The organism is Pseudomonas sp. GD03842, from assembly GCF_029841165.1.
Taxonomy (GTDB): Bacteria; Pseudomonadota; Gammaproteobacteria; order Pseudomonadales; family Pseudomonadaceae; genus Aquipseudomonas.
Genome location: NZ_JAOCEA010000007.1, coordinates 149,992 through 172,376 on the forward strand (window position 1 = coordinate 149,992; position 22,385 = coordinate 172,376).

Here is a 22,385-nt window from a genome sequence, read left to right on the forward strand (position 1 = left end):
CATTTGCGCACAAGCGCGAGCGCTTGTCATGGGGCACTCGAGGAAAACAGAAGCCTGGCGCCTGTCTCGGCTCAATGCGCCATCAACGTCGCCACATAATCGACGAACACCCGGGCCTTGGCGCTGGTCATGCGACCTGCGGGGAACACGGCCCAGAGGTCGATCGGCGGCAGCGACCAGTCATCGAGTACCGTCACCACCTCACCGCGGGCCAGTTCGGGAGCGAACATCCACTCCGAGGCCATGGCCAGACCGAGGTTGGCCTTCACCGCGGCGCGCACGCCCTCGGCCGCCGACACTTTAAGGCGCCCCGCCATGGTCACGGTGCGCTGTTCATCGCCGTTGCCCATTGCCCAGGTCTCGCCACCGCCGCCGCGGTGATAGAGGATCGCGTGATGGCTGGCGAGGTCATCGGGATGCTTCGGCAAGCCATGGCATTCGAAATACGCCGGGGTGGCGAGGATCCGCCGTCGCCCCTGCGCGATTTTCTTCGCGGTCATCGAGGAGTCCGCAAGCACGCCCATGCGCAGTGACACGTCGATCCCCTCTTCCACCAGATCGACGCTTCGGTCGTCCAGCACCATCTCGATGGTCAGTTGCGGATGCTGCTGAAGCAGCGGCCCCAGGAATGGCATGATCCGCAGGCTGGCGAAGGTCACCGGCGCGCTCACCCGCAGCCGTCCCGAAAACCCCGCACCGATTCCGCGAACCGCGGCATCGGCCGCGTTCGCTTGGTCGACGGCTAGCAGCGCCGCCTCGTAATAGGTCTGTCCGGCTTCGGTGGGCGTCAGGCCACGGGTGGTCCGCAACAACAGGCGCGTGCCAAGCGCCTCTTCCAGCGAAGCGATGGACTTGGACACCGCAGGCTGGCCCACCCCCAGACGTTTGGCCGCCGCCGAAAACGAGCCGGTTTCCACCGCGCAGATAAAGGTTTCCATTGCCGCCAGACGATCCATTCAGGCTCCTTCTCAGCCAGAAGCTCAACGCACAACACCGCCACCCACGGTGACGGCGTTGCGCGAAGGTGATGATCAGCCGCGCAGTGCAGGCAGCAGATCCGTGGGTTCAGGGCGCTGAGTGTAATCCGGATTGACCTCGGCATACTTGATCAGACCGTCCTGACCGATGACGAAACGCGCTGGCATCGGCAGCACCCAGGCCGGGTCATCGTTGAACGTAGGCAAGTCATTGCCAAAGCCCTTGTACAGATCGATCAGGTAATCCGGCAGGTTGAAGCGCAAGCCGAACGCATGGGCGACCTCGCTCTTGACGTCGCTGAGGATCGGGAACGTCAAGTGATTCTGGCGTACCGATTTGCGGCTGTTGGCTTTCACCTGCGGAGAGATCGCCACCAGGCTCGCGCCGAGGGCCAGATACTCGGGAAGCGCCGCTTGGAGGGCCTGCAGTTCCATGTTGCAGTATGGGCACCAGACGCCCCGGTAAAAACTGATAACCAGCGGTCCCTTGGCCAGCAGGTCGGTGGAGGACACCGGGTTGCCATCCGGGTCGTTCAGTGTGAACACCGGTGCCTTGTCACCGACGCCCAACGCCCGCTCGGCCTGACCCGACGCGATCAACTGGTCGGTGGCACGCTTCATGATTGCGTGCACTTCAGGCGGTGCGTTGTACGGAGGCTTGCCAGCGACGAAATCGGCTTTGAAGGCGTCCAGGGTGGCTTGCAGGGTCATGATGTATTCCTTGTGGGTGATGAACAGGTGGTGAGTTCATCCTCTCAAGTCCCGGCTACCCCCAGTAGACAGCCGACGGCCATATCAGTCATGCCTGCCGGGAATGGCGATGCAAGTGGGCGCCAAGATGAGCCGCTACCCGTTGGCGCACCTCCCTTCACAGGCGTTTTTCGGTCGGGATTGCAAAAAGCGGCCATCGCGTTGCAACCTCCGCCGAATCTTCAGCTCAGACTATTTCGACTCAGGCAAAATCGCGCATCATGGCGGCAGCCAGTTCAAGGGAGATCTTCATGCGCTTCACATCATTCATTCGCCTGGCGACGGTTTCGTGGCTGCTGGTGGCGACCGGGACGGAGTTGGCCAGCGAAGAATCCCAGTTGATTCAGACCATCAACACGTATCGCAGCGAGGCCCAGCCCTGCGCCAACGTGGTGTCCCAGGAGCTTCCACCGCTGAACATCGACCCCCGGCTCAACCTGCCGGCCAGCGGCGCGGTGGACCTGCAACCCATGCTGGCCCGGGCTTCATACCCCATGGTCTCGGTGCAAGCCATCAGCCTGTCCGGCCCGCGTGATGCACCGGCGGCGATGAAGGCGATCCAGGAAAGCTTCTGCCAAGTGGTGCTCAATCCACAGTTCGTCGACATCGGCGTCAGCCGTAACGACCGCGACTGGCGTATCGTGCTGGCCCGGCCGCTGCTGGCCGGCGGCCTCGGCAACGCTCAAGCCGAAGGGCAGAAAATGCTCGGCCTGATCAATGCTGCCCGCAGTGTCCCTCATCAATGCGGCGGGCAGCCTTACGGCCCGGCCTCACCGCTGAGCTGGAATGACGCACTGGCGAGCGCAGCGGAAGGCCACACCCGCTCCATGGCCAACAACAACTACTTCGACCACAAAGGCCGCAACGGCGGTACGCCAGGGGACCGCGCCGAACTGGCGGGTTACATCGGCCAGGCCATCGGTGAAAACATCGCCGCCGGCCAGGACAGTGCGCGCAAGGTCGTGGAAGGATGGCTGGCCAGTCCCGGGCATTGCGCCAACATCATGAATCCCGCGTTCAAGGAACTGGGCGCGGCTTACGCGGTGGACCCCAAGAGCGATGCCGGGATCTACTGGACGGCCCTGTTCGGCGTGCAGCAATAGGGCCGCCTTCGAGGCCCGCCCCCCACGGACTCCGCCTCCTCGCGCGTAAAAAGGGTGTAGCGACGGTGCCCCGCTGCACCTTGCCGCATCATTTCGCCTTTCCGTCCCGAGGTTTGTAAAACAGGAATTTCTCGGTCTCGGCCGTCCTGACGTACGTCGACGCCCAGGCGGGCTTCACGTGACGGTCGTGGAAATACATCGCTCCTCGGGTGCGGTCGGGTAATTGCTGGTTAAGGGCCTTGCGGGCAATTTCCTTGGCGGCGGCATAACGGTCATCTTCCTTGACCTGATCGGATTTGCCGTCACACCACCAGGAAAACTGGCAGGCTTTTTTATCTGCACCCTCCTTGACCACCGCGCAAATGGTACTGGGGTAGCCTTCATGCCCGAGGCGGTTGAGCACCACATCGGCCACCCCTTCCATGTCCGCGTCCGTACCGCCCTTGGCCTCCCAATAGAGGGTTCGCGACAGGCAAACGAGCGCATCATCCACCGGCTGCGCACCGGCGGGGTCCACGATCTGAGCTTCGACCCGGCTGATGGTTTCGCTTCTGGGGACGGCCGGCGGCGAGCCGTCTTTTTCGGCAGCCTTCTCCTCTAGCGCCTGGGCCTTGTCGACGACGGCCTCGGGCTGCGGCGGGGTTTCCATGGCAATGGCGTGGGTCGGGATACTGGCGATGCCCAGGCAGATCGAAAGGTAGATGAAACGCATCGTCGAACCTTTTGCGTAAGGCGAGCGGCCCTGCACCCGCTCACGGCTTCGCAGCGCCAAGACCGCGCCCGCGGCAGAGTCGGAACAACGCAAGTGACCGTCGACAAGTGATGGAGTGGTGTCGGGAAACGCTGAGGAATCGCGGTGAAGCATAGCGCGCCGCGCGTGGCGGAGAAACGGCCGAACTCCATTTTTCTACGAGTGAGTAATCGGCCTTCGGCGACGCTCATGCAAACGCCCCGCCGATCACCCCTCACTCGTTTTGACCCTGCCACATCGAACGGAAAATACGCTGGGATTCCGTCGTCGGCTGAACCGGGCCGACCACAATGCTGACCTTCAGGGAAATACCCGGGCAGGGCTGTGTCGCTCGGTTTCCGGGCCCTGCTCGGTGAAATGCCGCAGGTGCGCCAGCGCCTGGCCTTGCCCGTCGAACAGGTGACAGCGCGGACCCGCCACGCCGATCGACAACGCCTGCCCGACGGCAACCTGTGACAGGCCGTCACCCTTGATCATCAAATCGTGACCGCCAGGCGTCTGGCCATGGATGAACGTCTCTCCGCCCAAGTGCTCGACCACCAACGCTTTGATCGGAATCTGCGCATCGCCCCCTGCGTTTTCGGACAGGTGCTCCGGACGCAATCCCAGGGTCAGCGAATCCCCTGCCTTGACGCTCTCGCCGTTGACCGGCACCCGTAAATATCCGCCCCCCGGCAGTTCGACCTGAACGCCTTCGGCTGTGGCTGCAAGCGCCTGAACCGGTAGAAAGCTCATCTGCGGCGAGCCGATGAACCCCGCAACGAAGCGGTTGCGCGGATGGTGATACAGCTCCAGTGGCGAACCCACCTGCTCGATGCCTCCCTTGTTCAACACCACAATCTTGTCGGCCAGGGTCATGGCTTCGACCTGATCGTGGGTCACATAGACCATGGTGGCCTGCAGGTCGGCGTGGAGTTTGGCGATTTCGATGCGCATCTGTACCCGCAGGGAGGCGTCGAGGTTCGACAGCGGCTCGTCGAACAAAAAGACTTCCGGCTCATGCACGATGGCGCGCCCGATCGCCACGCGTTGGCGTTGCCCGCCGGACAGCGCTTTGGGCTTGCGCGCCAGCAGCGGTTCGAGCTGAAGAATCCGCGCGGCATGCTGCACCTTGGCGTCGATCTGCGCTTTGGGGGTTTTCTGCATTTTCAGGCCGAAGGCGATGTTGTCGTACACCGACATGTGCGGGTACAGCGCGTACGACTGAAACACCATTGCCACGCCACGGTCCGCAGGCTCCAGGTAGGTCACGTCCCGCGTGCCGATTCGGATCCGGCCTTGGGTGATGCTCTCCAGCCCCGCGATGCAACGCAGCAACGTCGACTTACCGCACCCCGATGGCCCGACGAAGACCACGAACTCGCGGCTTTCGATACTCAGGTGGATGTCATGCAACACCTTGATGTCGCCATAGGCTTTCTCGACGCCACTCAAACTGAGCTCAGTCAAAATCGTGTCCCCTGAATTATTGTTGTGTGGGTCCGAACATTCGTGTCTCCGCCTGGACCGACTGCGCCGGAGTCAGGTCGGATTGCGTCGTCCTGCTTGACAGCCAGAAGTTTCGCTCTAGGATCATTTGTAATTCTAAAAATACAAATGTCAAGGAGTGAAGCGATGCGCGCGGCCTACATCCACGGCATCCGCGACATCCGCATCGGCGAAAAGCCGGTGCCGATGCCGGTTGGCGACGAGATTCTGCTTCGCGTCAGCGCTGTCGGCGTCTGTGGCAGCGATTTGCATTACTTCAAGGAGGGCGCGATTGGCCACGCCCGAATCACTCAGCCATTCATCGCAGGCCACGAGTTCGCCGCACGCGTCGTCGACGACCACCCGACGCTGGGCCTGAAGGCCGGGCAACTGGTCGCAGTGGATCCGGCCAAACCCTGCGGCCATTGCGAATGGTGCCAGCGCGGCCATGTGAACCTGTGCCCCAACGTGCAGTTTCTCGGTTCCCCGCCCCACACCCACGGCGCGATGACCGAGTACATCGTCGTCTCGCCGGGTCAGGTCTACCCTGTACCGGATCACTTCACCCCGGTTCAAGCCGTCATGCTGGAACCCTTGGGCGTGGCGATTCACGCCATGGACCTGGCAGGCAGCAAGAAACTCTTCGAAACGGTGGCCATCATCGGCTGTGGCCCCATCGGCCTGTGCCTGGTGCAACTGGCCCGGATGCTGGGCAAGAAAGCCGTCTATGCCATCGACCCGATCAACTACCGCACCGAGAAGGCCCGGCAACTGGGGGCCGACCAGGTTGCTGCCGATCACGCCGCGATCGCCGAATGGACCGGTGGCCGTGGCGTCGATCTGGTGCTGGAAGCGACCAACGCCCCTGAAGGTTTTCAGATTGCCGCGCACGCGGCCCGCATCGGTGGCCGGGTGGTGCTGGTCGGCATTCCCGACGGCGATCAATACGCCCCCCTGAGCGCCTCCGTGCTGCGGCGCAAGGGGCTGGACATTCGCCTGTCCCGACGCATGGGCCATGTCTACGAGCGCGCCATCCAACTGGTGGCCCAGGGCGCGGTGGACGTCGATTGCCTGGTCACCCATCGCTTCGACCTGGAACAGGCCAGCGAAGCCTTCAGCTATCCCGCAGCCTTTCTCGATGGAGCACTGAAAACCGTAGTGCTGCCTCACCCGGACTGAACACGCGCGTCAGCGCAGACACCGCGTAACCCTCATCAACAACAATAAAGAGGTCACGTAATGAAGAAGCTGGTATGGAATGCCCTTGCCTTGACCGTCGCCCTGAGTGCGGCGGCAGGCTCGAACGCCGCGCAGGCCTGGACCCTGGAAGAAGCCTCGGCCCCTTACAAGGGCACCGAAATCAAGGCGATTTTCCTCGACCGTCCCGGATACGCAGCGGCGATCAAACTGCTGCCCGAATTCGAGAAAAAGACCGGAATCAAGGTCAATTACGAAATCGTCCCGTACGAAAACACCCGCGAGCAGGAAGTGCTGAGGTTCACCAGCGGTGAGCCGCTCGATGTGGTGCTCACGGATGTGGTCTGGATCGGCGAGTTCGCGGGCAATGGCTGGCTGGAACCGATCACCACGTTCACTCAGGACGCCAAGCTCGCCGACCCGAACTTGAAGCTCGACGGTTTCTTCCCGATCCTGCTGGAATCCTTTGGCGGCTGGGACGGCAAGACCTACGGCCTGCCGTTCGATAACTATTCAGGCCTGCTGTTCTACAACAAGTGCATGCTCAAGGAAGCCGGCTTCGACAAGCCGCCTGCGACCTGGGACGAATTGCTCAAGGACTACGCGCCCAAGCTCACCGACAAGGCCAAGGACCGTTACGCCTACGCACTGCAGTCGCGCCGAGGTGAAACCCAGTCCGCCGACAGCTTCATGCGCTTCCTCTGGCCGTTCGGGGGTTCGCTGCTGGACGCCGGCTTCAAATCCAACCTCAACTCCAAAGCCTCACAGCAAGGTCTGCAATTCCGCCAGGACCTGATGCAGTTCATGCCACCGGGCATCGTCGACTATGACCATATCGAAGCGGTCAACGCCCTCGCCCAAGGCAAGGTCGCGATGATCACTGAATGGTCAGCGTTCTACAGCACCCTGGCAGACCCGGCCAAGTCGAAAATCACGGATTGCCTGGGGGTGGCCACCGAACCGAAGGGGCCTGCAGGCCTCAAGCCAGCCTTGGGCGGTTTCTCCTTGGGGGTGAATGCCAGCGCCGACGAGAAAAAGAAAGCGTCGGCCTGGCTGTTCATTCAGTGGGTGACCTCCGAGGCGATGGCCAAACCGTACCTGGAAGCCGGTGGCGTGAGTGGCCGGATGTCAGTCTACAAAGACGCGGACGTGCAGAAGAAATACCCGTTCGTACAGCCCATGGTCACGTCGTGGGAGGGCGGCGTGCCTGACTACCGTCCGCGCTTCCCGCAATGGCCGGAGATCTCCGAAGTGGTCGGCGAAAACGGCACGGCGATCATGCTGGGCAAGACCAGCGTCGAAGCCGGGGCCAAGGCCATCGGGACGAAGATGGAGGACATCCTGAAGAAAGCGGGTTACTACGATGGCAAGGTCAAGCTATTGAAATAACCGGTGCACGCCCCGCCCTTCGGCCAAGAGGCCGTCGGCGCGTGGCAGGCCTGCGTTCGGTTGCCAGGCACTCGATCGCGGGCCACCCATGCCCCTATGTCTGCGGCTGAAGCTGATCTCCGGAGAAACCCATCTGTATGTCCAGCCCTAAAAAACCGGTGTTCCCTACGTTGTGGAACAACACCCGGGCAGCGTTTTCCTTTCTGGCGCCGGCTACCGTCGCCCTGGCGCTGATCGGGATCTTCCCGACCGTCTTCGCGTTGGTCAATTCCTTCCGCCAGTACAACCTTGCCCGCCCCAAGGATGCGACCCCTTTCATCGGGTTCGATAACTACCTCACCGTTCTGGGAGATGCTTCCTTCTGGAGTGCGCTGGGGCGCACCGGATTGTTTCTGATCACGGTGGTGCCGATTCAACTCGCCCTCGGCCTGATCATCGCCTTGCTGTTGCACAAACCCGGCCTGTCCGGGGTCAAGCTGCTCGCGCGCATGAGCCTGGTGATTCCGCTGGCCACCGCCCCTGCGGTGGCGGGCCTGATCGGGCGGCTGATCTTCAATCGCGACTTCGGCGTGGCCAATGCCCTGCTGGCGATGCTCGATGCGGGTCCGGTGGAATGGCTGGGAGACACCACCAACGCCTTCATCGCCGTGGCCTTGATGGACATCTGGCAGTGGACGCCGTTCTGCGCCTTGGTGCTGCTGGCCGGGCTGACCATGGTGCCCAACGAAATCGAAGAAGCTGCCCGCCTGGAAACCCGCAGCCGCTGGCAGATCGTGCGCTACGTTCAACTGCCGTTCTTGCTGCCCAGCGCCACGGTGATTCTGATTTTGCGCACCGCTGACATCCTGAAGATGTTCGACACCGTATTCACCATGACCCGAGGGGGCCCCGGTGCGGCGACCGAGCTGGTGAGCGTTTACATTCAGCGGGTGGGGTTCCGTGTGTTCGATCAGGGCATCGCCTCGGCCCAGGCGATTCTATTGTTGATCCTGACCATCGTGCTTGCGCGCCTGTACATCAAATTCGTCTACCGGGAGATCTGACATGGCCACCGTTTCCGCTGCACACACCGTGGCTGCGCCCGAGCAGGTTCGCCCCGGGCAGGTTCGCCCCGGCATGAAAGTCAACGCCTGGCATGTCGTGGGGCTGCTGGCCATCGTGCTGTTCGCGGTATTTCCGTTTTACTGGATGGTCGCCACGAGCCTCAAGACCCAGGCCGAAGCGCTGGCATCGCCTCCGGTGTGGGCCTTTACCCCGCACCTCGACAATTACGTCAAGGTGCTGTTCGAGCGCGACGTGCTGCACAGTCTCGGCAATTCGCTGATCGTCGCCGTGTGCACTACGGTGCTGGCGATCGGTCTCGGCACGCCGGCCGCCTATGCGCTGGCGCGTTTTGAATTCCGCGGCAAGGAGGACCTGTGGTTCTGGTTCATCACCAACCGCATGCTCAGTCCGATTGTCGTGGCGCTGCCCATTTTTCTCATGGCGCGTAGCCTGAGCCTGATCGACACCCACTTGGTGCTGATCCTGGTCTACCTGACGTTCAACCTGCCGATTGTGGTGTGGATTTGCACCGATCAGTTTCGCGGCGTACCCAAGGACCTGGACGAAGCCGCGCGTCTTTCCGGTGCCTCGCGCTTTACCATCTTCTGGCGGATCGCCCTGCCGCTGGCCATGCCCGGCGTTGCGGTGTCGGCCATTTTCTCGTTCATTTTTTCCTGGAACGAGCTGCTCTATGCCCTGGTGTTGACCCGCAATGTCGCACGCACGGCGCCGGTCACCGCCACCAGCTTCATGAGCGGCTACGACTTGCCCTGGGGCGAGATCATGGCCACCGGAACCTTGATCGTGTTCCCTGTCATCATCTTCGCGTTGATGGTTTCCAAGCATTTGGTACAAGGTCTGACCATGGGCGCTGTAAAGTAGGCGCCCTCGCTTCGAGCGCCAAGGACACTGCCGTGCAGAATCGCTACCCGGAAACGATCCCCGACGCCGACCCGGTCAGCGCCGAGGATCAACTGAACATTCGCATCGCCTGGTACTACTACGTCAACAACATGACCCAACAGCAGATTGCCGATCGCCTGGGGATCACCCGCGTGCGGGTCAACAAAGCCTTGGCGACTTGCCGCGAAACCGGCGTGGTCCAGATTCGGATCAACTCGCCGCTGGCATCCTGCATCGAACTGGAAGACCGGCTGCAGGCGCATTTCGGGCTGGAACGCGTGACCGTCGTGCCCTCCCCGGACGATCCATCGACCATCTTCCGCGTGCTCGGCGTTGGCGTAGCGCCCAGCATCGAGGAGTACCTTCAAGACGGTTGCACCATCGCCGTCGGGTGGGGCCGTACCTTGCGTCAGGCGGTGCGTGAGCTGCAGGGCCGACCGCTGCCGAACATGAAGGTGGTCTCGCTGCTGGGGGGCCTGCATTACGGCTCGGCGAACAACACGGTGGAGATCGCGTCCAGCCTCGCCACCCTGTTCGGCGGCTCCTACTACTACCTCGCCGCGCCGCTGTTCGCGCCCTCCGAGGCCTATCGCGGGATGATCCTGGAAGAGGCCTCGGTTCAGGACGTCCTGGGTAAGGCGCGCAACGCCGACGTGGCGTTGCTGACCGTGGGCGACCTCAGCGAGCGTTCGCTGATGCTCGAACTGGGGCTGGTCAACCCACAGGACGCGCGCTCGCTGCGGGCCGCGGGCGCGGTGGGCGACTTGCTCGGACATTGGCTGGACCGCGACGGGATCGAGGTCAACCACCCGCTGAACCGCCGTGCGATTTCGCTGGACCCGGAAGACCTGCGCAAGATCAAGAAAGTCGTGCTGGTATCGGGTGGGCCCTACAAGGCGCAGATCATTCGCGCCGTCTTGCTGCGCAACGTGGTGCACGAGCTGGTCATCGATGAGAGCGCTGCCCTCGAATTGCTCGGCGGTGCCAGCGAATCGCACGACAACTGACCCTGGGGAGATGTTCATGGCAACCCACGATTTCACGGGCAAACGCATTCTGGTCACCGGCGCCGGCAAAGGCATTGGCCGGGAAACGGTGCAGTGGCTCAGCCGCTGCGGCGCCGAGGTCATAGCGGCGGGCCGCAACCCGGCGGATTTGGCGTACTGCGAACGCACCCTGGTGGTCGATCTGGCCGACGCGGCAGCGACTCAAGCGGCAGTCGAAAACACGCTGCCCATCGATCTGCTGGTCAACTGCGCAGGGGTGGTGGAGCTGGAATCGGTGCTCGACACGTCGGTCGAAACCTTCGATCACCTGATGGCCGTCAACGCCCGAGCCCCCATGGTGGTCGCTCAGGCGGTGGCGCGTGATCTGATCCGCCGGGGTCGGCCCGGCGCCATCGTCAATGTCTCGAGCTTGGCCGCCGCCGTGGGAACGCCCGATCATTTGGCCTATTGCGCGTCCAAAGCCGCGCTGGACGCCATGACCCGGGTCATGGCCGTTGAGCTGGGGCGTCATGGCATTCGGGTCAACAGCGTCAACCCGGTGGTGACGTTGACGCCAATGGCCGAAAAGGCCTGGAGCGACCCGGCCAAATCCGCTTCGATGCTCTCGCGCATACCGTTGGGACGTTTCGTCCAACCCGACGAAATCGCCTCGGCCATCGCCTTTTTGCTCAGCGACGACGCGGCGATGGTCAATGGTGTGACCCTGACCGTGGACGGCGGCTTCAGCGCAGGTTGAGTCGAGCCAGGCGCGGATAGAGGTCGCGCAGGCGCGGGTATAACTCGCGGTAGAGGCTCAGCAGTTCGCGATGAAATTCACGCAACCCCGGGTTGGGTACGAAGGTTTCGCCGCCCTGGGTCATCACCCGTGCGGCACTGGCAAAATCGGGGTAGCTACCCGCGCCTACTGCAGCGGCGATGCCTGCGCCCAGGCTTGAAGCTTCCTGAGTGCTGGCGCGGATCACCGGCCGGTCCGTCACGTCAGCGATGATCTGACACCACAGCCGACTCGCCGCTCCCCCACCGATCGCCACGAAGGTGTGCACCGGCTCGCCGGTGGCTTCGACCATCCGCTGGGTCGCGACGGCCTGCTCCAACGCGATGCCTTCCAACACCGCACGGTAGATTTCGGCACGCCCGTGATCGGGCGACAGGCCCAGCAGGCAGCCTCGCGCATCCTGATCCCAGTACGGATTCATCACGCCGTTCCAGTACGGCAGCAAAATCAAACCGGCGCTGCCGGGCGGCACGCGCGACGCCTCCACTTCCAGCCGCACGAGGCTCTCGGGGTGGGCGACCACGTCGATGTCGAAGAACTGCTTGAGCAGGCTGTTGATCAGCAGCGTGCCGGAGCGCAGGGACGTTTCAAGAACGTAGCCTTCACGGTCCACGGCGCACAGGGTGCGAAAAGCATCGTCGACCTTTGGTTGGCTGGCGTACACCCCGGACACGATCGCCGTGCCCAGATTCAGGTACGCCGTACCGGGGCTGACCACGCCAATTCCCAGGCCACCGGCCTGACCGTCGCCCCCGCCCGCGACCACCGGCGTGCCAGCCGGCAGCCCGGTGCACGCCTCGGCATGGGCAGACACCACGCCCAGCACTGAACCGGGTGCCAGCGCAAGGGGGAAACACTCGGGGCTCAACGCGATGGGCAACGCCTGCAGGACATCGTCGGCCCAGCGGTGCTGATGAATGTCGAACGCGCCGAACGGATCGGCGCTGGCCCAACTGGTCACGAACTGCCCGGTGAACTGCCGCACCAGCCACGCATGCGGTTCGTACACGTGGCGGATCCTGCCGAACATCTCGGGTTCGGCCTCCGCCAACCAGGCCAGGCTGTAGATGGCTGGCGCCCAGTCGTGGGGTTTGCCGGTGATGCGGTGCAAACGGTCGTGGCCGACCCGCTGGCACAGCGCTGCCACCTCATGCTTGCGGCGCTCGTCGAGCCAGAGAATGGCCGGGCGCAGCAAACCATCGTCCGCGTCGGTGACCGCGACGGTTTCACGCTGGTTGACCACCGATAGCGCCGCGATGGCGTGGTCCGCGATCAGGGGCAGCAGTTGCCTGACTGCGAGTTGCGTGGCTCGCCACCAGTCATGAGGGTCCTGCTCGTAGGCACTCACGCCAGGCCGAGCCAGGGCCAGAGGCGCCCGCGCCTGAGCCACCAGCCGCCCCTGCAGATCCCAGGCGATGGCCTTGCAGGTGGTCGTGCTCAGATCGATACCGATAACCAGCTTGCCCATGCACCCCTGCTCCGTCACCGCCCGTGACCCGTCGAATCGAACGGCTAGACTAGCCGAAATCCGCCGAAAGATCCCTGTCGCACGAAGGTGGCTTCCCCTGGCGGCTGAGCCGCAAAGCCTGTCACACCCTCTTCACGCTCGCCCGCGTTGACAATTGCCCTGGGCCTCATCAAATCTTGCGGCTTCGACTCATTCGGGAGAGGCCCATGGCGAGCAAGGACGAAATCGCGGCATTCATCGCACGGGAATTTCCGCAGACCCGGATCGTGGTGGAGGACGTCGGCGAGCGAAGCGCGACCGTTTCCCAGGCCATCGATCACTCGGATCTGCGCCCAGGGGGAACGGTGTCAGGCCCGACCTTGATGGCCGTGGCCGATGTGGCGTTGTACGTTGCGGTGCTTGGCGCGATCGGCATCGTCCCGTTGGCGGTCACCACCAGCTTGACCATCAACTTCCTGCGCAAACCGCAAGCCGAGCGCCGGATCATCGCCGAGTGCCAATTGATGAAAGTCGGCAAGACCCTGGCCATTGGCGAAGTCTCGCTGTACTCCGAGGGGGCGCCCGACGCCGTGGCGCATGTGGTCGGCACCTATGCCATTCCGCCCGAGCACCTGCGATGAGGCGCGTTACCGCACCTCAGTGAACCCTCTTGAGGCGGGCGGCGCCGTATCCAGGTGCAAACCGCTCATGGATAGGCACCGCGTTGCGGTCACTTCCAGAGCGTACGGCCGAAGAAGGTCAATGCGCGGTCCCAAGCCAGTTGCGCCCACACCGGGTCGTACTGGGTGCCCGCAATACGGCCCGGGCCGACGGCGGTTTCATTGGCGAAGGCGTGGTGGGCCAAATACCGATGGAACTCGATGTCGACCCCGCCCTCTCCCAACTTCGCCTCCAGCGCGTCGACGTTTTCGGCCGGAAAGAACTCGTCCTGAGTGGCCCAGTGCGCCTGGACCGGGACCTTGATCGCTTGCGGATCGAGGTACTCCAGCGGCGGCATGCCGTAGAACACCACCCCTGCCGACAGCTCCGGAATGAAGTTCAGCGCCAGCAACGTCAGCGCACCGCCCATGCAGAAGCCGGTGACCCCCACGTTGGGCGTGTAATCCTTCAAATACTGCACCGCGCCGCGGATGTCCTGGGTGGCGGCATCGGCGAAGTCGAGCTTGCTCATCAGGTGATGGGCCTCTTCTTCCTCGACGGTCATTTCGCCCCGATACAGGTCCGGGACCAGCGCCAGGTAACCGGCAGCGGCCAATCGGTCCGCCACGCCGCGGATCTGATCGTTGAGGCCCCACCATTCCTGGATCACCACGATGGCCGGGGCGCCCTGGCTGTTCGCCGGACTGGCCAGGTAACCGCTGACCGACTTGCCGTCCGGACGGTTGTAAGTGATGGTTTTAGCGGTTGCCTGTTGTGCTTTCGATGGCGTCACGTGAGTCTCCCGAAGCGATGAAAAGGTGGATGGGCGTACCGCGGCGGTCTGTGCGCTCGCCGGTAGAGGCTGGCTCCTTCCGACGCATTTCGCGCAGTTGCCGTTGCAGCGTGGCGACGGGCGGCGCGTAGAGGAAGCCGAACGAAACGCTGTTGCGACGGCCTTTGACCGCGTGGTGCATGAGGTGGGCCTGGTACAGCCGGCGCAGGTAGCGATTGCGAGGCTGGGGCCGCAACGGCCAGTGGCGGTGAACGATGCCGTCGTGGACCAGAATATAGATCAGCGCGAAAGCGGCGACGCCCGCGCCGACCCACTGCAGCGGGTCATGGCCGTTGTGGCCGAGGACGATCAGACCGACGGCCACCACGACGAGCACCAGCAGGTAAACGTCATTGGTTTCGAACGCGCCCAGGTGCTCCTCGTGGTGAGAACGGTGCAAAAACCAACCCCAGCCGTGCATGACGTACTTGTGCGCAAGAAAACCGACACCCTCCATGGCGATCAGGGTGCAGAGGAAAATCGCGAAGTTGAAAATCATAAGGGCGGCGTGGTCACGGGCGTCTGACGTCGAGGTGCAGCATACCGGGGGGCGTGGAAAATCAAAAGTCACGGATCGTCACCGCGCACCTGCCCGTTCACAAGGTCGCCAAAGATTTTCCGCACAACATTTGCTTTCCTGACCGACCGATGTGAAAAATGGCCGCCAGGGTGAATGGCGTTTTCATTCACTGTCCACATGCCTCCGCCGACTCATGCGGGGGGCATTGCTTTCAAGGAATTCAGAATGGCTCCAAGACAGGTAATCAACGCTTCGGTCAGTCCAAAAGGTAGCCTGGAGACGCTTTCACAACGTGAAGTGCAACAACTGAGCGCTGCTGGCTCAGGCAGTACGTACAGTCTTTTCCGCCAGTGCGCCCTGGCCATCCTCAACACGGGCGCGCATGTCGACAACGCCAAAACCATTCTCGAAGCCTACCAGGACTTCGAAGTGCGCATACATCAACTGGACCGCGGCGTGCGCCTGGAGCTGCTGAACGCGCCCGCCGACGCCTTCGTCGACGGCGAGATGATCGCCAGCACGCGGGAAATGCTCTTCAGCGCCCTGCGCGATATCGTCTATACCGAAAGCGAGTTGGACAGCCAGCGCATCGACCTGGAATCGTCGCAAGGCATCACCGACTACGTGTTCCACTTGCTGCGCAATGCTCGCACCCTGCGGGCGGGCGTCGAGCCGAAGATGGTGGTGTGCTGGGGTGGCCACTCCATCAACACCGAGGAGTACAAATACACCAAGAAAGTCGGCCACGAACTGGGCCTGCGCAAGCTGGACATCTGCACCGGCTGCGGCCCGGGCGTCATGAAGGGGCCGATGAAAGGCGCCACCATCGCCCATGCCAAACAACGCATCAGCGGTGGCCGCTACCTGGGGCTGACCGAGCCGGGCATCATCGCCGCCGAAGCGCCGAACCCGATCGTCAATGAGCTGGTGATCCTTCCGGACATCGAAAAACGCCTGGAAGCCTTCGTTCGGGTCGGCCACGGCATCATCATCTTCCCGGGGGGCGCCGGCACGGCGGAAGAATTCCTCTACCTGCTGGGCATCCTGATGCACCCCGACAACCAGGACCTGCCCTTCCCGGTCATTCTCACCGGCCCGAAAAGCACCGCGCCCTACCTGGAGCAACTGCACGCGTTCGTCAGCGCGACCCTGGGTGCGCAAGCGCACAAGCATTACCAGATCATCATCGACGACCCGGCCGAAGTCGCCCGGCAAATGGTTGCCGGGCTGGCCGAGGTTCGCCAGTTCCGACGCGAGCGGGCCGACGCCTTCCACTTCAACTGGCTGCTGAAGATCGAGGAAAGCTTCCAGCGTCCGTTCGACCCGACCCACGCCAACATGGCCAGCCTGCAGTTGCGCCGCGACCTGCCGCCCCATGAACTGGCGGCCAACCTGCGCCGGGCGTTTTCAGGCATCGTGGCGGGCAATGTCAAGGACAAGGGCATTCGCCTGATCGAAGAGCACGGCCCATACGAGATTCATGGCGATGCCGAAGTCATGCAGCCGCTGGACAAGCTGTTGCAGGCGTTCGTCGAGCAGCATCGGATGAAGCTGCCGGGCGGCGCGGCCTATGTGCCCTGTTACCGCGTGGTGTCCTGAGCCGCGACCGTGATGCGTTTATAGGTGGCCCACGGGCCGGCGGTGGCGAGTTGCATGGCCACCGCTCCCTGGCCTCAGGCCCCCGTCGCTCGCCCCCCCGACTGTTACTACCTCGACCGACCGGACCCTCCATGATCCAGATTCGCCCCATGACGGCCGAAGACTTCGAACGCTTCTGGCCGACGTTCCACGCCGTGATCAAGGCGCAGGAAACCTACGCCTATGATCCCGACCTGACGTACGAGCAAGCCCAGCACCTGTGGCTCGAATACCCGCCACACACACTGATCGCTGAAGAAGACGGCGTCTTGCTCGGCAGCTATTACCTCAAGGCCAACGCCGCCGGCCCCGGTAGCCACGTGTGCAACTGCGGTTACATGGTCACCGACCAGGCCCGCGGTCGTGGCGTAGCACGGGCGATGTGCGAACACTCGCAGCAACTGGCGGTGGACAGCGGCTTCAGCGCGATGCAGTTCAACTCGGTGGTGTCGACCAACGACGTGGCCGTGGCGCTGTGGACCAAGCTCGGTTTCGAGACGGTCGGTCGCCTGCCCCGCGCCTATCGCCATGCGCGCCATGGTCTGGTGGATTGCCTGGTGATGTTCAAATGGCTGGCCGAGATGCCGGCCTCCCGGAGGGCCAAGAGCCCGCTGCTGATCGGGCGCAAGAATATCGAATCGGTGGTGTCCCGGCCGCGACGTCCGCGCCCGTGAGGCCTCGGGCCACCTGACGGCCTGGGAATGGGAACCCGTGGGCCGGTGAGACCACTCAGGAACGAACCGACCGCACAAGGACAGTCTCATGAGCACACCGGACACCCTGCTTGCCGCACTGGGCAGGCATTTGAATACCGAACTGGGTCTGGAAAATGGCGTTTGCGCGCTGTTCGATCAGGACCGTGAAGTCGCCATCATCGAAATGCCTCCCGCGGGCGATGTCGCGGTGCTGCACTGCAAGCTGCCGCTACGTTCGACGCCCGACACGTATGAACATCTGCTGCGCTTGAATTTCGACACGGACGCGCTGCACGGGTGCTGGCTGGCACTGGACCCCCGCAACGACCTCCGGCTATGCACGCACATGGCGCTTCAGGGCCTGTCGGAAGCTGCATTCGTGCACGGCGTTCAGGGCTTCATCCGCCAGGCGCGGGAAATGCCTCATCTGCTGAAAACGGTCACGCCGCCGAAACGCTCGGCGATGCCGGGGCTGGCCCGCAGCCTATAGGCTTCAGGCGGCGACACCCGGGTGTCGTGCGATGACGCTTTTTGCCATCTGCGCGGCGCTTCCAAACTTGCTGGAATCCGATCTCTCTACGATGCTGTACACACGGCCCGATTGGCGTGGCCGCGCTCACAAATACGCGCCGGAGAGGCCAGCATGACGACCGTAGCCGAACTACTGAAACTCAAAGAAAAGCACCAGGGTGAAGTTCACACCGTCAGACAGGATCAGATGGTCATCGACGCGATCAAGCTCATGGCCGAGAAGAACATCGGCGCCGTGCCCGTGGTCGATGGTGCGGTGATCGTTGGCATCGTCAGCGAACGGGATTACGCCCGCAAGATGGAACTGGAAGGACGCGCGTCGGTCGGCACGCCGGTCAGCGAGATCATGACCCGGAATGTGAAAACCATCACCCCGCAGCACAAAGTGGATGCGTGCATGGGCATCATGACCGATAACCGCTTGCGCCACTTGCCCGTGGTGGAGAACGGTCAGTTGGTGGGACTGCTGTCCATCGGCGACCTGGTCAAGGAAGCCATCGCCGAACAGGCACGCCTGATCGAGAAAATGCAGGAATACATCCGCGGCGAGAGTTATTGATCCACACGACGCACCGACTGTTACTGCACCGGCAGGAAGTTGAGGAACAACAGGCTCTGCGCGTAATTGAGGCCAATTCGCCGATAGCGCTCGTCGAGCATTTGGGTCAGCAGGTCAAGCCGCGCGACGATTTTTCCGAATTCCGTGGCAAAGCTCAGGTTGCTGCCCTCTTCCGTGATTTCGTTGGAGAACAGCATCAACTCGCCGTTCGCATTTTGTCGCTGGCCAAGCAACCACGTGGCTTTCTCAATGTTGCGGGCGGCGTTGTTGACGAAGGTCGGATTGATTTGGTCAGTCATGAAGAATTCGAGCCGTCCTCCATGGGCGGTGACCAGCATGCTGCCAATGGCGTAGATGAATGCGCCGACCCGATCGCCCAGGAACTCAGGGCTCAACGCGTAGCTGAGGGCTGCCAGGTCCCGACGGTTGCCTAACTGCGGCAACGGCTTCTGCTGTTCAATGGCCAAGCGCACATTGCGTTCAGCGGCGCGCGCGTCGACGAAGCCGGATTTGCGCCACTGCGCCGGGTTGCGCAAATACAGTTTGCTCATCAACAGGTAAAGGCTTTCCAGGTTGTCGTGCATGGCCAGGGTGGCCATCCGGTCGACGCTGGTCTGAAAAAATTCCTGAGGCCGGGTTTCACTGAGTTGCGTCGCCACGTCGCGCCCATCCTGTCGAGTACAACCGACCGCGCAAAGCGCCATGAGCCCGAACGCGAGCAGCGCCCGCGAGCGCGAACGCATGAAGAACCCAGAAGCAACACACACCATCGATCACACGCTTCAACCCACTGGACCCGCGTCAATCGCAGCGTCCCCGCCCTGCATAGAGCGGCAAATCGAAAAAAAGTGCGGCGAGCGGAGTCAATCCGCGCTGAACACGGCTGCCCGCCATTCGGTTTTCCGGCCCGGAGTGGCGCGCGGATTTGACGGCGCCGTCGCCTTTCACCAAGCTAGCCGACTTCACATGCTTCCAGGACCGCTCCGCGTGATGACCCCAAGCCTGCATTGGCGCCGCTTTCTTTTCTGCCTCGCTCCGCTGATCGCCTTGCTCGCAGCCTGCGATGGCGGTGCACCCAAACCCAAGCCTGCCGAGGCCACCACCTACGTCAGCGTCGAGTGGGACAAACTGCCCGCAGTCAACGACGTCGACCTGATGGCGGGTTTCAACAGTTGGTTCTCGGCCTGCAAGCGGCTGGCGAAGGACGCGGTCTGGGGCCCCACCTGCACGCAAGCGGCGCAGGTGCCGCAGAACCCGGCGGCGGTGCGCGACTTTCTGAAGAACACGCTTCAGGTCTACAGCCTGCGCTCGTCGGAGCACGGCGCCAACGGGCTGATCACCGGCTACTACGAGCCCATCTACAAAGGCAGCGAGCAGCGCAATGACCAACACCCGGTCGCCATTTACGGCGTCCCCGAGGACTTGATCATCGTCAACTTGGACAGCCTGTACCCCGAGCTCAAAGGCAAGCGCCTGCGCGGTCGCCTCGACGGTCGTGTCCTGCGCCCTTACGACGATGCAGCCACCATCGGCGAAAAAGGCGTCAACGCCCCGGTCCTCGCGTGGCTGGAAAACCCGATCGACCTGCAGTTCCTGCAAATCCAGGGCTCGGGCCGCGTTCAGCTCGAAAGCGGTCGGCAATTGCGCATTGCCTATGCCGACCAGAATGGCTACCCGTACAAACCCGTGGGCCGCTGGCTGGTGGAACAGGGCCAGTTGACCAAGGACGAAGTGTCCATGGGCCGCATCCGCGATTGGGCCATTGCCCACCCCGAGCGCGTGCCCGAGCTGTTGGGGAGCAACCCCAGTTACGTGTTCTTCACCCTGCGCCCGGACAGCGACGAAGGGCCGCGCGGCTCGCTCAACGTGCCGTTGACCGCCGGGTACAGCGTGGCGATCGATCGCAAGGTGATTCCCCTGGGCAGCTTGCTCTGGTTGTCGTCGACCCATCCAGACGGGTCGCCGCTGGTGCGTCCGGTGGCCGCTCAGGACACCGGGGGCGCGATTGCGGGCGAAGTGCGCGCCGATATGTTCTGGGGCACCGGCGATGCCGCGGGCGAACTGGCGGGCAACATGAAACAGCAAGGGCAGATCTGGATGCTGTGGCCCAAGGGAGCACCCTTGCCAGACAACAAGCCCAAAAGTTGAAGACAGGACCCCTGGCCCATGAGCACTGAAGTGATACCCACTGAACAGGTCATCCTCTCCGGCAGCGCCGTGGCGTTGCAGCCACTCCAGACCGCCCATGCGGGGGAGCTGCTGGAAGCTGCCGCGGACGGCGATCTATGGGACATGAAGGTCACGGTCATTCCCGGCCCCGCTACCGTCGAGCAGTACATCGCCACCGCCCTGGCGGGACGCGCGGCGGGTTCGGTGATGCCGTTCGTGATCGTGCGCCGCGACACCGGTCGCATCGTCGGCAGCACCCGCTTCTGGAAAATTGACCGCAAGAACCGCAAGCTGGAGATCGGTCACACTTGGCTGGGGCAATCGGTCCAGCGCTCGGGCCTGAACACAGAAATGAAATACCTGATGCTGAGCTACGCCTTCGAGGTCATGGAGTGCGTGCGCGTGCAATTCACCACCGACGAATTGAACGAGAAATCCCGGGCGGCCATTCTGCGCATCGGCGCCACTCAGGAAGGCATCGTCCGCCACGAACGCATCATGCCCGATGGTCGCAAGCGCAACTCGGTGCGGTTCAGCATCATCGACGACGAATGGCCGGCGGTGAAAGCGCTCCTGCGAACACGCATGGCACCTGCCACCTGAGCGCATCAACGGCGAATCCCAACCTGGTGTCCGGTTGCAGATGGATCTGTAACCGGTTTCAGGTATAACGAAGCATCGACCCTCGAACTTATCCTCCTGACCTTTTTATGACCCAGACTGATGCTCCCCACGATTTCCACATGGGCTGGTTGCTGTTTGCCCTGGCCATGGGCGCTTTCGCCATCGGCACCACCGAATTCGCGTCGATGACGCTCTTGCCGTTCATCGCTGGCGAATTTCACAGCACCCAGCCATTGGCCGGCCATGCCATCAGCGCCTATGCATTGGGGGTCGTGGTGGGCTCGCCGGTGATCATGGTATTGGGGGTCCGCTTGGAGCGCCGGGCTTTGCTGGTCATGCTGGCCGCTTTCATTGGCGTCGCCAATGCCCTGAGCGCCATCGCCCCCTCCTTGCCCTGGCTGGTGTTCTTCCGCTTTTTGAGTGGTTTTCCCCATGGCGCCTATTTCGGCGTCGCCATGCTGCTGGCGGCCTCGCTGGTGCCCAAGAATCAACGGGCACAGGCGGTCTCGAGGGTATTTCTCGGCTTGACCATCGCCACCATCGTCGGCGTGCCATTCGCCACCTGGATCGGCCAGACCGTTGGCTGGCGCTGGGGCCTCGGCATCGTCGCGGGGCTGGCGGCCATCACCGCGCTGCTGATTCGCTCACTGGCACCGCTTTCACCGGCGCAGGCCGACGCCAGCCCGCTGCGCGAGTTGGGCGCTTTGCGTTCGCGTCAGGTCTGGTTGACGCTGGGTATCGCCGCATTGGCTTCGGCGGGGTGTTCTGCGTGTACACCTACCTGGCGGCGACGCTGATCGAAGTGACCCGCACGTCGGGGATCATGATTCCCTTGGTCATGGCCGTGTTCGGGCTGGGGACCACGGTCGGCAATCTGGTGTGCGGCTGGGCGGCGGACCGCGCAACGATGCGCGCGGCAGGCATTTCCCTGGGCTTCACCGCGGTGGTGCTGATGCTCTACCCCGCCGCCACCGAAAACCTCTGGCTGCTGATCCCTCTGGTATTTTTCATTGGCTGTGGCGTGGGCCTGGCCGCGATCCTGCAAACGCGTCTGATGGACGTTGCCCCGCACGCGCAATCACTGGCCGGGGCGCTGGTGCAAAGTGCGTTCAATCTGGCCAACGCCATTGGCCCATGGGTCGGCGGCATCGTGATTTCGTTGGGCCTGGGTCTTCCGGCCACCGGCTATGCGGCGGCCGCGCTGACCTTCGGCGGGCTGGGCATGTGGTACTGGGCGCTGGTGGACGCGCGCCGCCAGCAGGCACCGTTCGCCGAGCAGCGGGCCTGACGCGGTGCGTCACCGTGTCACTTAGCGGCGGCCTGAAAAACCTTGTCCGTTGCGCAGGG

Annotated in this window: 24 protein-coding genes; 16 read left to right on the forward strand and 8 right to left on the reverse strand. The window is 63.1% G+C overall.

What is annotated here, in order from left to right; genetic code table 11:
• Positions 1-71: 71 nt before the first annotated feature.
• Together N5D61_RS12260 and N5D61_RS12265 are read right to left on the reverse strand one after the other, a co-directional pair.
• Positions 72-956 (reverse strand): LysR family transcriptional regulator, encoded by an 885-nt coding sequence (locus tag N5D61_RS12260; protein ID WP_108238507.1) that lies wholly within the window; start codon positions 954-956, stop codon positions 72-74.
• A 75-nt stretch (positions 957-1,031) separates the two neighbouring features.
• Positions 1,032-1,688: a peroxiredoxin-like family protein gene (locus N5D61_RS12265; RefSeq protein ID WP_279892917.1), complete on the reverse strand. Its 657-nt coding sequence runs from the start codon at positions 1,686-1,688 to the stop codon at positions 1,032-1,034.
• Positions 1,689-1,978: 290 nt separating this feature from the next.
• Between N5D61_RS12265 and N5D61_RS12270 the strand changes: the two genes are divergently transcribed.
• Positions 1,979-2,830, forward strand: coding sequence for a CAP domain-containing protein (locus tag N5D61_RS12270; RefSeq protein ID WP_279892919.1), 852 nt, complete (start codon positions 1,979-1,981; stop codon positions 2,828-2,830).
• 88 nt (positions 2,831-2,918) lie between these two features.
• Here N5D61_RS12270 and N5D61_RS12275 read toward each other — a convergent pair whose 3' ends face one another.
• Positions 2,919-3,542, reverse strand: coding sequence for a cell wall hydrolase (locus tag N5D61_RS12275; protein ID WP_279892921.1), 624 nt, complete (start codon positions 3,540-3,542; stop codon positions 2,919-2,921).
• 339 nt (positions 3,543-3,881) lie between these two features.
• Complete coding sequence (ugpC, locus tag N5D61_RS12280) at positions 3,882-5,030, reverse strand: sn-glycerol-3-phosphate ABC transporter ATP-binding protein UgpC (protein ID WP_279892922.1); 1,149 nt, start codon at positions 5,028-5,030, stop codon at positions 3,882-3,884.
• A gap of 165 nt (positions 5,031-5,195) precedes the next feature.
• On the opposite strand from ugpC, the gene N5D61_RS12285 reads away from it, so the two are divergent.
• The 6 genes from N5D61_RS12285 (at position 5,196) to N5D61_RS12310 (ending at position 11,324) form a co-directional block, all read left to right on the forward strand.
• Positions 5,196-6,227 (forward strand): alcohol dehydrogenase catalytic domain-containing protein, encoded by a 1,032-nt coding sequence (locus N5D61_RS12285; RefSeq protein WP_279892923.1) that lies wholly within the window; start codon positions 5,196-5,198, stop codon positions 6,225-6,227.
• Positions 6,228-6,287: 60 nt separating this feature from the next.
• Entirely contained in the window at positions 6,288-7,634 is a 1,347-nt protein-coding gene (locus tag N5D61_RS12290; RefSeq protein ID WP_108238502.1) for a sugar ABC transporter substrate-binding protein, read from the forward strand.
• Positions 7,635-7,771: 137 nt separating this feature from the next.
• Positions 7,772-8,677, forward strand: coding sequence for a sugar ABC transporter permease (locus N5D61_RS12295; RefSeq protein WP_108238501.1), 906 nt, complete (start codon positions 7,772-7,774; stop codon positions 8,675-8,677).
• Position 8,678: 1 nt separating this feature from the next.
• Positions 8,679-9,560 (forward strand): carbohydrate ABC transporter permease, encoded by an 882-nt coding sequence (locus N5D61_RS12300; protein ID WP_218565101.1) that lies wholly within the window; start codon positions 8,679-8,681, stop codon positions 9,558-9,560.
• A gap of 32 nt (positions 9,561-9,592) precedes the next feature.
• Positions 9,593-10,588 carry a sugar-binding transcriptional regulator gene (locus N5D61_RS12305; protein ID WP_279892925.1) on the forward strand — a complete coding sequence of 332 codons (996 nt, stop codon included), beginning with the start codon at positions 9,593-9,595 and terminating at the stop codon, positions 10,586-10,588.
• 16 nt (positions 10,589-10,604) lie between these two features.
• Positions 10,605-11,324 (forward strand): SDR family oxidoreductase, encoded by a 720-nt coding sequence (locus tag N5D61_RS12310; RefSeq protein WP_108238628.1) that lies wholly within the window; start codon positions 10,605-10,607, stop codon positions 11,322-11,324.
• Here N5D61_RS12310 and N5D61_RS12315 read toward each other — a convergent pair.
• Entirely contained in the window at positions 11,311-12,831 is a 1,521-nt protein-coding gene (locus N5D61_RS12315) for an FGGY family carbohydrate kinase (protein WP_279892928.1), read from the reverse strand. The two genes, N5D61_RS12310 and N5D61_RS12315, sit on opposite strands and share 14 nt — an antisense overlap.
• A gap of 206 nt (positions 12,832-13,037) precedes the next feature.
• Between N5D61_RS12315 and N5D61_RS12320 the strand changes: the two genes are divergently transcribed.
• Positions 13,038-13,451: a PaaI family thioesterase gene (locus N5D61_RS12320; RefSeq protein WP_279892930.1), complete on the forward strand. Its 414-nt coding sequence runs from the start codon at positions 13,038-13,040 to the stop codon at positions 13,449-13,451.
• Between the two features lie 89 nt (positions 13,452-13,540).
• Here the strand turns inward: N5D61_RS12320 and N5D61_RS12325 are convergent, their stop codons facing one another.
• Both N5D61_RS12325 and N5D61_RS12330 read right to left on the reverse strand, forming a co-directional pair.
• Positions 13,541-14,263: a dienelactone hydrolase family protein gene (locus tag N5D61_RS12325; RefSeq protein WP_279892931.1), complete on the reverse strand. Its 723-nt coding sequence runs from the start codon at positions 14,261-14,263 to the stop codon at positions 13,541-13,543.
• Complete coding sequence (locus tag N5D61_RS12330; protein WP_279892932.1) at positions 14,229-14,801, reverse strand: sterol desaturase family protein; 573 nt, start codon at positions 14,799-14,801, stop codon at positions 14,229-14,231. Before N5D61_RS12330 ends, N5D61_RS12325 begins: the two co-directional genes overlap by 35 nt.
• Positions 14,802-15,047: 246 nt before the next feature.
• Here N5D61_RS12330 and ppnN point away from each other — a divergent pair, with 246 nt between their 5' ends.
• From ppnN to N5D61_RS12350, 4 genes are all read left to right on the forward strand, one after another.
• Positions 15,048-16,421, forward strand: coding sequence for a nucleotide 5'-monophosphate nucleosidase PpnN (gene ppnN, locus N5D61_RS12335; RefSeq protein ID WP_108238495.1), 1,374 nt, complete (start codon positions 15,048-15,050; stop codon positions 16,419-16,421).
• Between the two features lie 131 nt (positions 16,422-16,552).
• The gene (locus tag N5D61_RS12340) at positions 16,553-17,134 is read left to right on the forward strand and encodes a GNAT family N-acetyltransferase (RefSeq protein ID WP_279892933.1); all 582 of its coding nucleotides are present in this window, start codon (positions 16,553-16,555) and stop codon (positions 17,132-17,134) included.
• Between the two features lie 88 nt (positions 17,135-17,222).
• The gene (locus N5D61_RS12345) at positions 17,223-17,645 is read left to right on the forward strand and encodes a type III secretion system chaperone (RefSeq protein WP_279892934.1); all 423 of its coding nucleotides are present in this window, start codon (positions 17,223-17,225) and stop codon (positions 17,643-17,645) included.
• A 153-nt stretch (positions 17,646-17,798) separates the two neighbouring features.
• Positions 17,799-18,245 carry a CBS domain-containing protein gene (locus N5D61_RS12350; protein ID WP_279892935.1) on the forward strand — a complete coding sequence of 149 codons (447 nt, stop codon included), beginning with the start codon at positions 17,799-17,801 and terminating at the stop codon, positions 18,243-18,245.
• Between the two features lie 20 nt (positions 18,246-18,265).
• Here the strand turns inward: N5D61_RS12350 and N5D61_RS12355 are convergent, their stop codons facing one another.
• Positions 18,266-18,988: a hypothetical protein gene (locus tag N5D61_RS12355; protein ID WP_108238491.1), complete on the reverse strand. Its 723-nt coding sequence runs from the start codon at positions 18,986-18,988 to the stop codon at positions 18,266-18,268.
• A 247-nt stretch (positions 18,989-19,235) separates the two neighbouring features.
• On the opposite strand from N5D61_RS12355, the gene N5D61_RS12360 reads away from it, so the two are divergent.
• From N5D61_RS12360 to N5D61_RS12375, 4 genes are all read left to right on the forward strand, one after another.
• Positions 19,236-20,393, forward strand: a complete 1,158-nt coding sequence (locus tag N5D61_RS12360) for an MltA domain-containing protein (RefSeq protein WP_279893087.1) — start codon at positions 19,236-19,238, stop codon at positions 20,391-20,393.
• A gap of 18 nt (positions 20,394-20,411) precedes the next feature.
• Positions 20,412-21,017, forward strand: a complete 606-nt coding sequence (locus tag N5D61_RS12365) for a GNAT family protein (RefSeq protein WP_279892937.1) — start codon at positions 20,412-20,414, stop codon at positions 21,015-21,017.
• Between the two features lie 107 nt (positions 21,018-21,124).
• Positions 21,125-21,835, forward strand: coding sequence for an MFS transporter (locus tag N5D61_RS12370; RefSeq protein ID WP_279892938.1), 711 nt, complete (start codon positions 21,125-21,127; stop codon positions 21,833-21,835).
• On the forward strand, positions 21,808-22,326 hold the full coding sequence (locus N5D61_RS12375; protein WP_279892939.1) for an MFS transporter: 519 nt from the start codon (positions 21,808-21,810) through the stop codon (positions 22,324-22,326). The genes N5D61_RS12370 and N5D61_RS12375 overlap by 28 nt, the downstream gene beginning before the upstream one ends.
• Positions 22,327-22,385: the final 59 nt, after the last annotated feature.

Coding starts and splice junctions, on each gene's coding strand:
- N5D61_RS12260 (WP_108238507.1), bottom strand. CDS start 956: ATGGATCGTCTGGCGGCAATGGAAACCTTTATCTGCGCGGTGGAAACC.
- N5D61_RS12265 (WP_279892917.1), bottom strand. CDS start 1,688: ATGACCCTGCAAGCCACCCTGGACGCCTTCAAAGCCGATTTCGTCGCT.
- N5D61_RS12270 (WP_279892919.1), top strand. CDS start 1,979: ATGCGCTTCACATCATTCATTCGCCTGGCGACGGTTTCGTGGCTGCTG.
- N5D61_RS12275 (WP_279892921.1), bottom strand. CDS start 3,542: ATGCGTTTCATCTACCTTTCGATCTGCCTGGGCATCGCCAGTATCCCG.
- N5D61_RS12285 (WP_279892923.1), top strand. CDS start 5,196: ATGCGCGCGGCCTACATCCACGGCATCCGCGACATCCGCATCGGCGAA.
- N5D61_RS12290 (WP_108238502.1), top strand. CDS start 6,288: ATGAAGAAGCTGGTATGGAATGCCCTTGCCTTGACCGTCGCCCTGAGT.
- N5D61_RS12295 (WP_108238501.1), top strand. CDS start 7,772: ATGTCCAGCCCTAAAAAACCGGTGTTCCCTACGTTGTGGAACAACACC.
- N5D61_RS12300 (WP_218565101.1), top strand. CDS start 8,679: ATGGCCACCGTTTCCGCTGCACACACCGTGGCTGCGCCCGAGCAGGTT.
- N5D61_RS12310 (WP_108238628.1), top strand. CDS start 10,605: ATGGCAACCCACGATTTCACGGGCAAACGCATTCTGGTCACCGGCGCC.
- N5D61_RS12315 (WP_279892928.1), bottom strand. CDS start 12,831: ATGGGCAAGCTGGTTATCGGTATCGATCTGAGCACGACCACCTGCAAG.
- N5D61_RS12320 (WP_279892930.1), top strand. CDS start 13,038: ATGGCGAGCAAGGACGAAATCGCGGCATTCATCGCACGGGAATTTCCG.
- N5D61_RS12330 (WP_279892932.1), bottom strand. CDS start 14,801: ATGATTTTCAACTTCGCGATTTTCCTCTGCACCCTGATCGCCATGGAG.
- ppnN (WP_108238495.1), top strand. CDS start 15,048: ATGGCTCCAAGACAGGTAATCAACGCTTCGGTCAGTCCAAAAGGTAGC.
- N5D61_RS12340 (WP_279892933.1), top strand. CDS start 16,553: ATGATCCAGATTCGCCCCATGACGGCCGAAGACTTCGAACGCTTCTGG.
- N5D61_RS12345 (WP_279892934.1), top strand. CDS start 17,223: ATGAGCACACCGGACACCCTGCTTGCCGCACTGGGCAGGCATTTGAAT.
- N5D61_RS12350 (WP_279892935.1), top strand. CDS start 17,799: ATGACGACCGTAGCCGAACTACTGAAACTCAAAGAAAAGCACCAGGGT.
- N5D61_RS12355 (WP_108238491.1), bottom strand. CDS start 18,988: ATGCGTTCGCGCTCGCGGGCGCTGCTCGCGTTCGGGCTCATGGCGCTT.
- N5D61_RS12360 (WP_279893087.1), top strand. CDS start 19,236: ATGACCCCAAGCCTGCATTGGCGCCGCTTTCTTTTCTGCCTCGCTCCG.
- N5D61_RS12365 (WP_279892937.1), top strand. CDS start 20,412: ATGAGCACTGAAGTGATACCCACTGAACAGGTCATCCTCTCCGGCAGC.
- N5D61_RS12370 (WP_279892938.1), top strand. CDS start 21,125: ATGACCCAGACTGATGCTCCCCACGATTTCCACATGGGCTGGTTGCTG.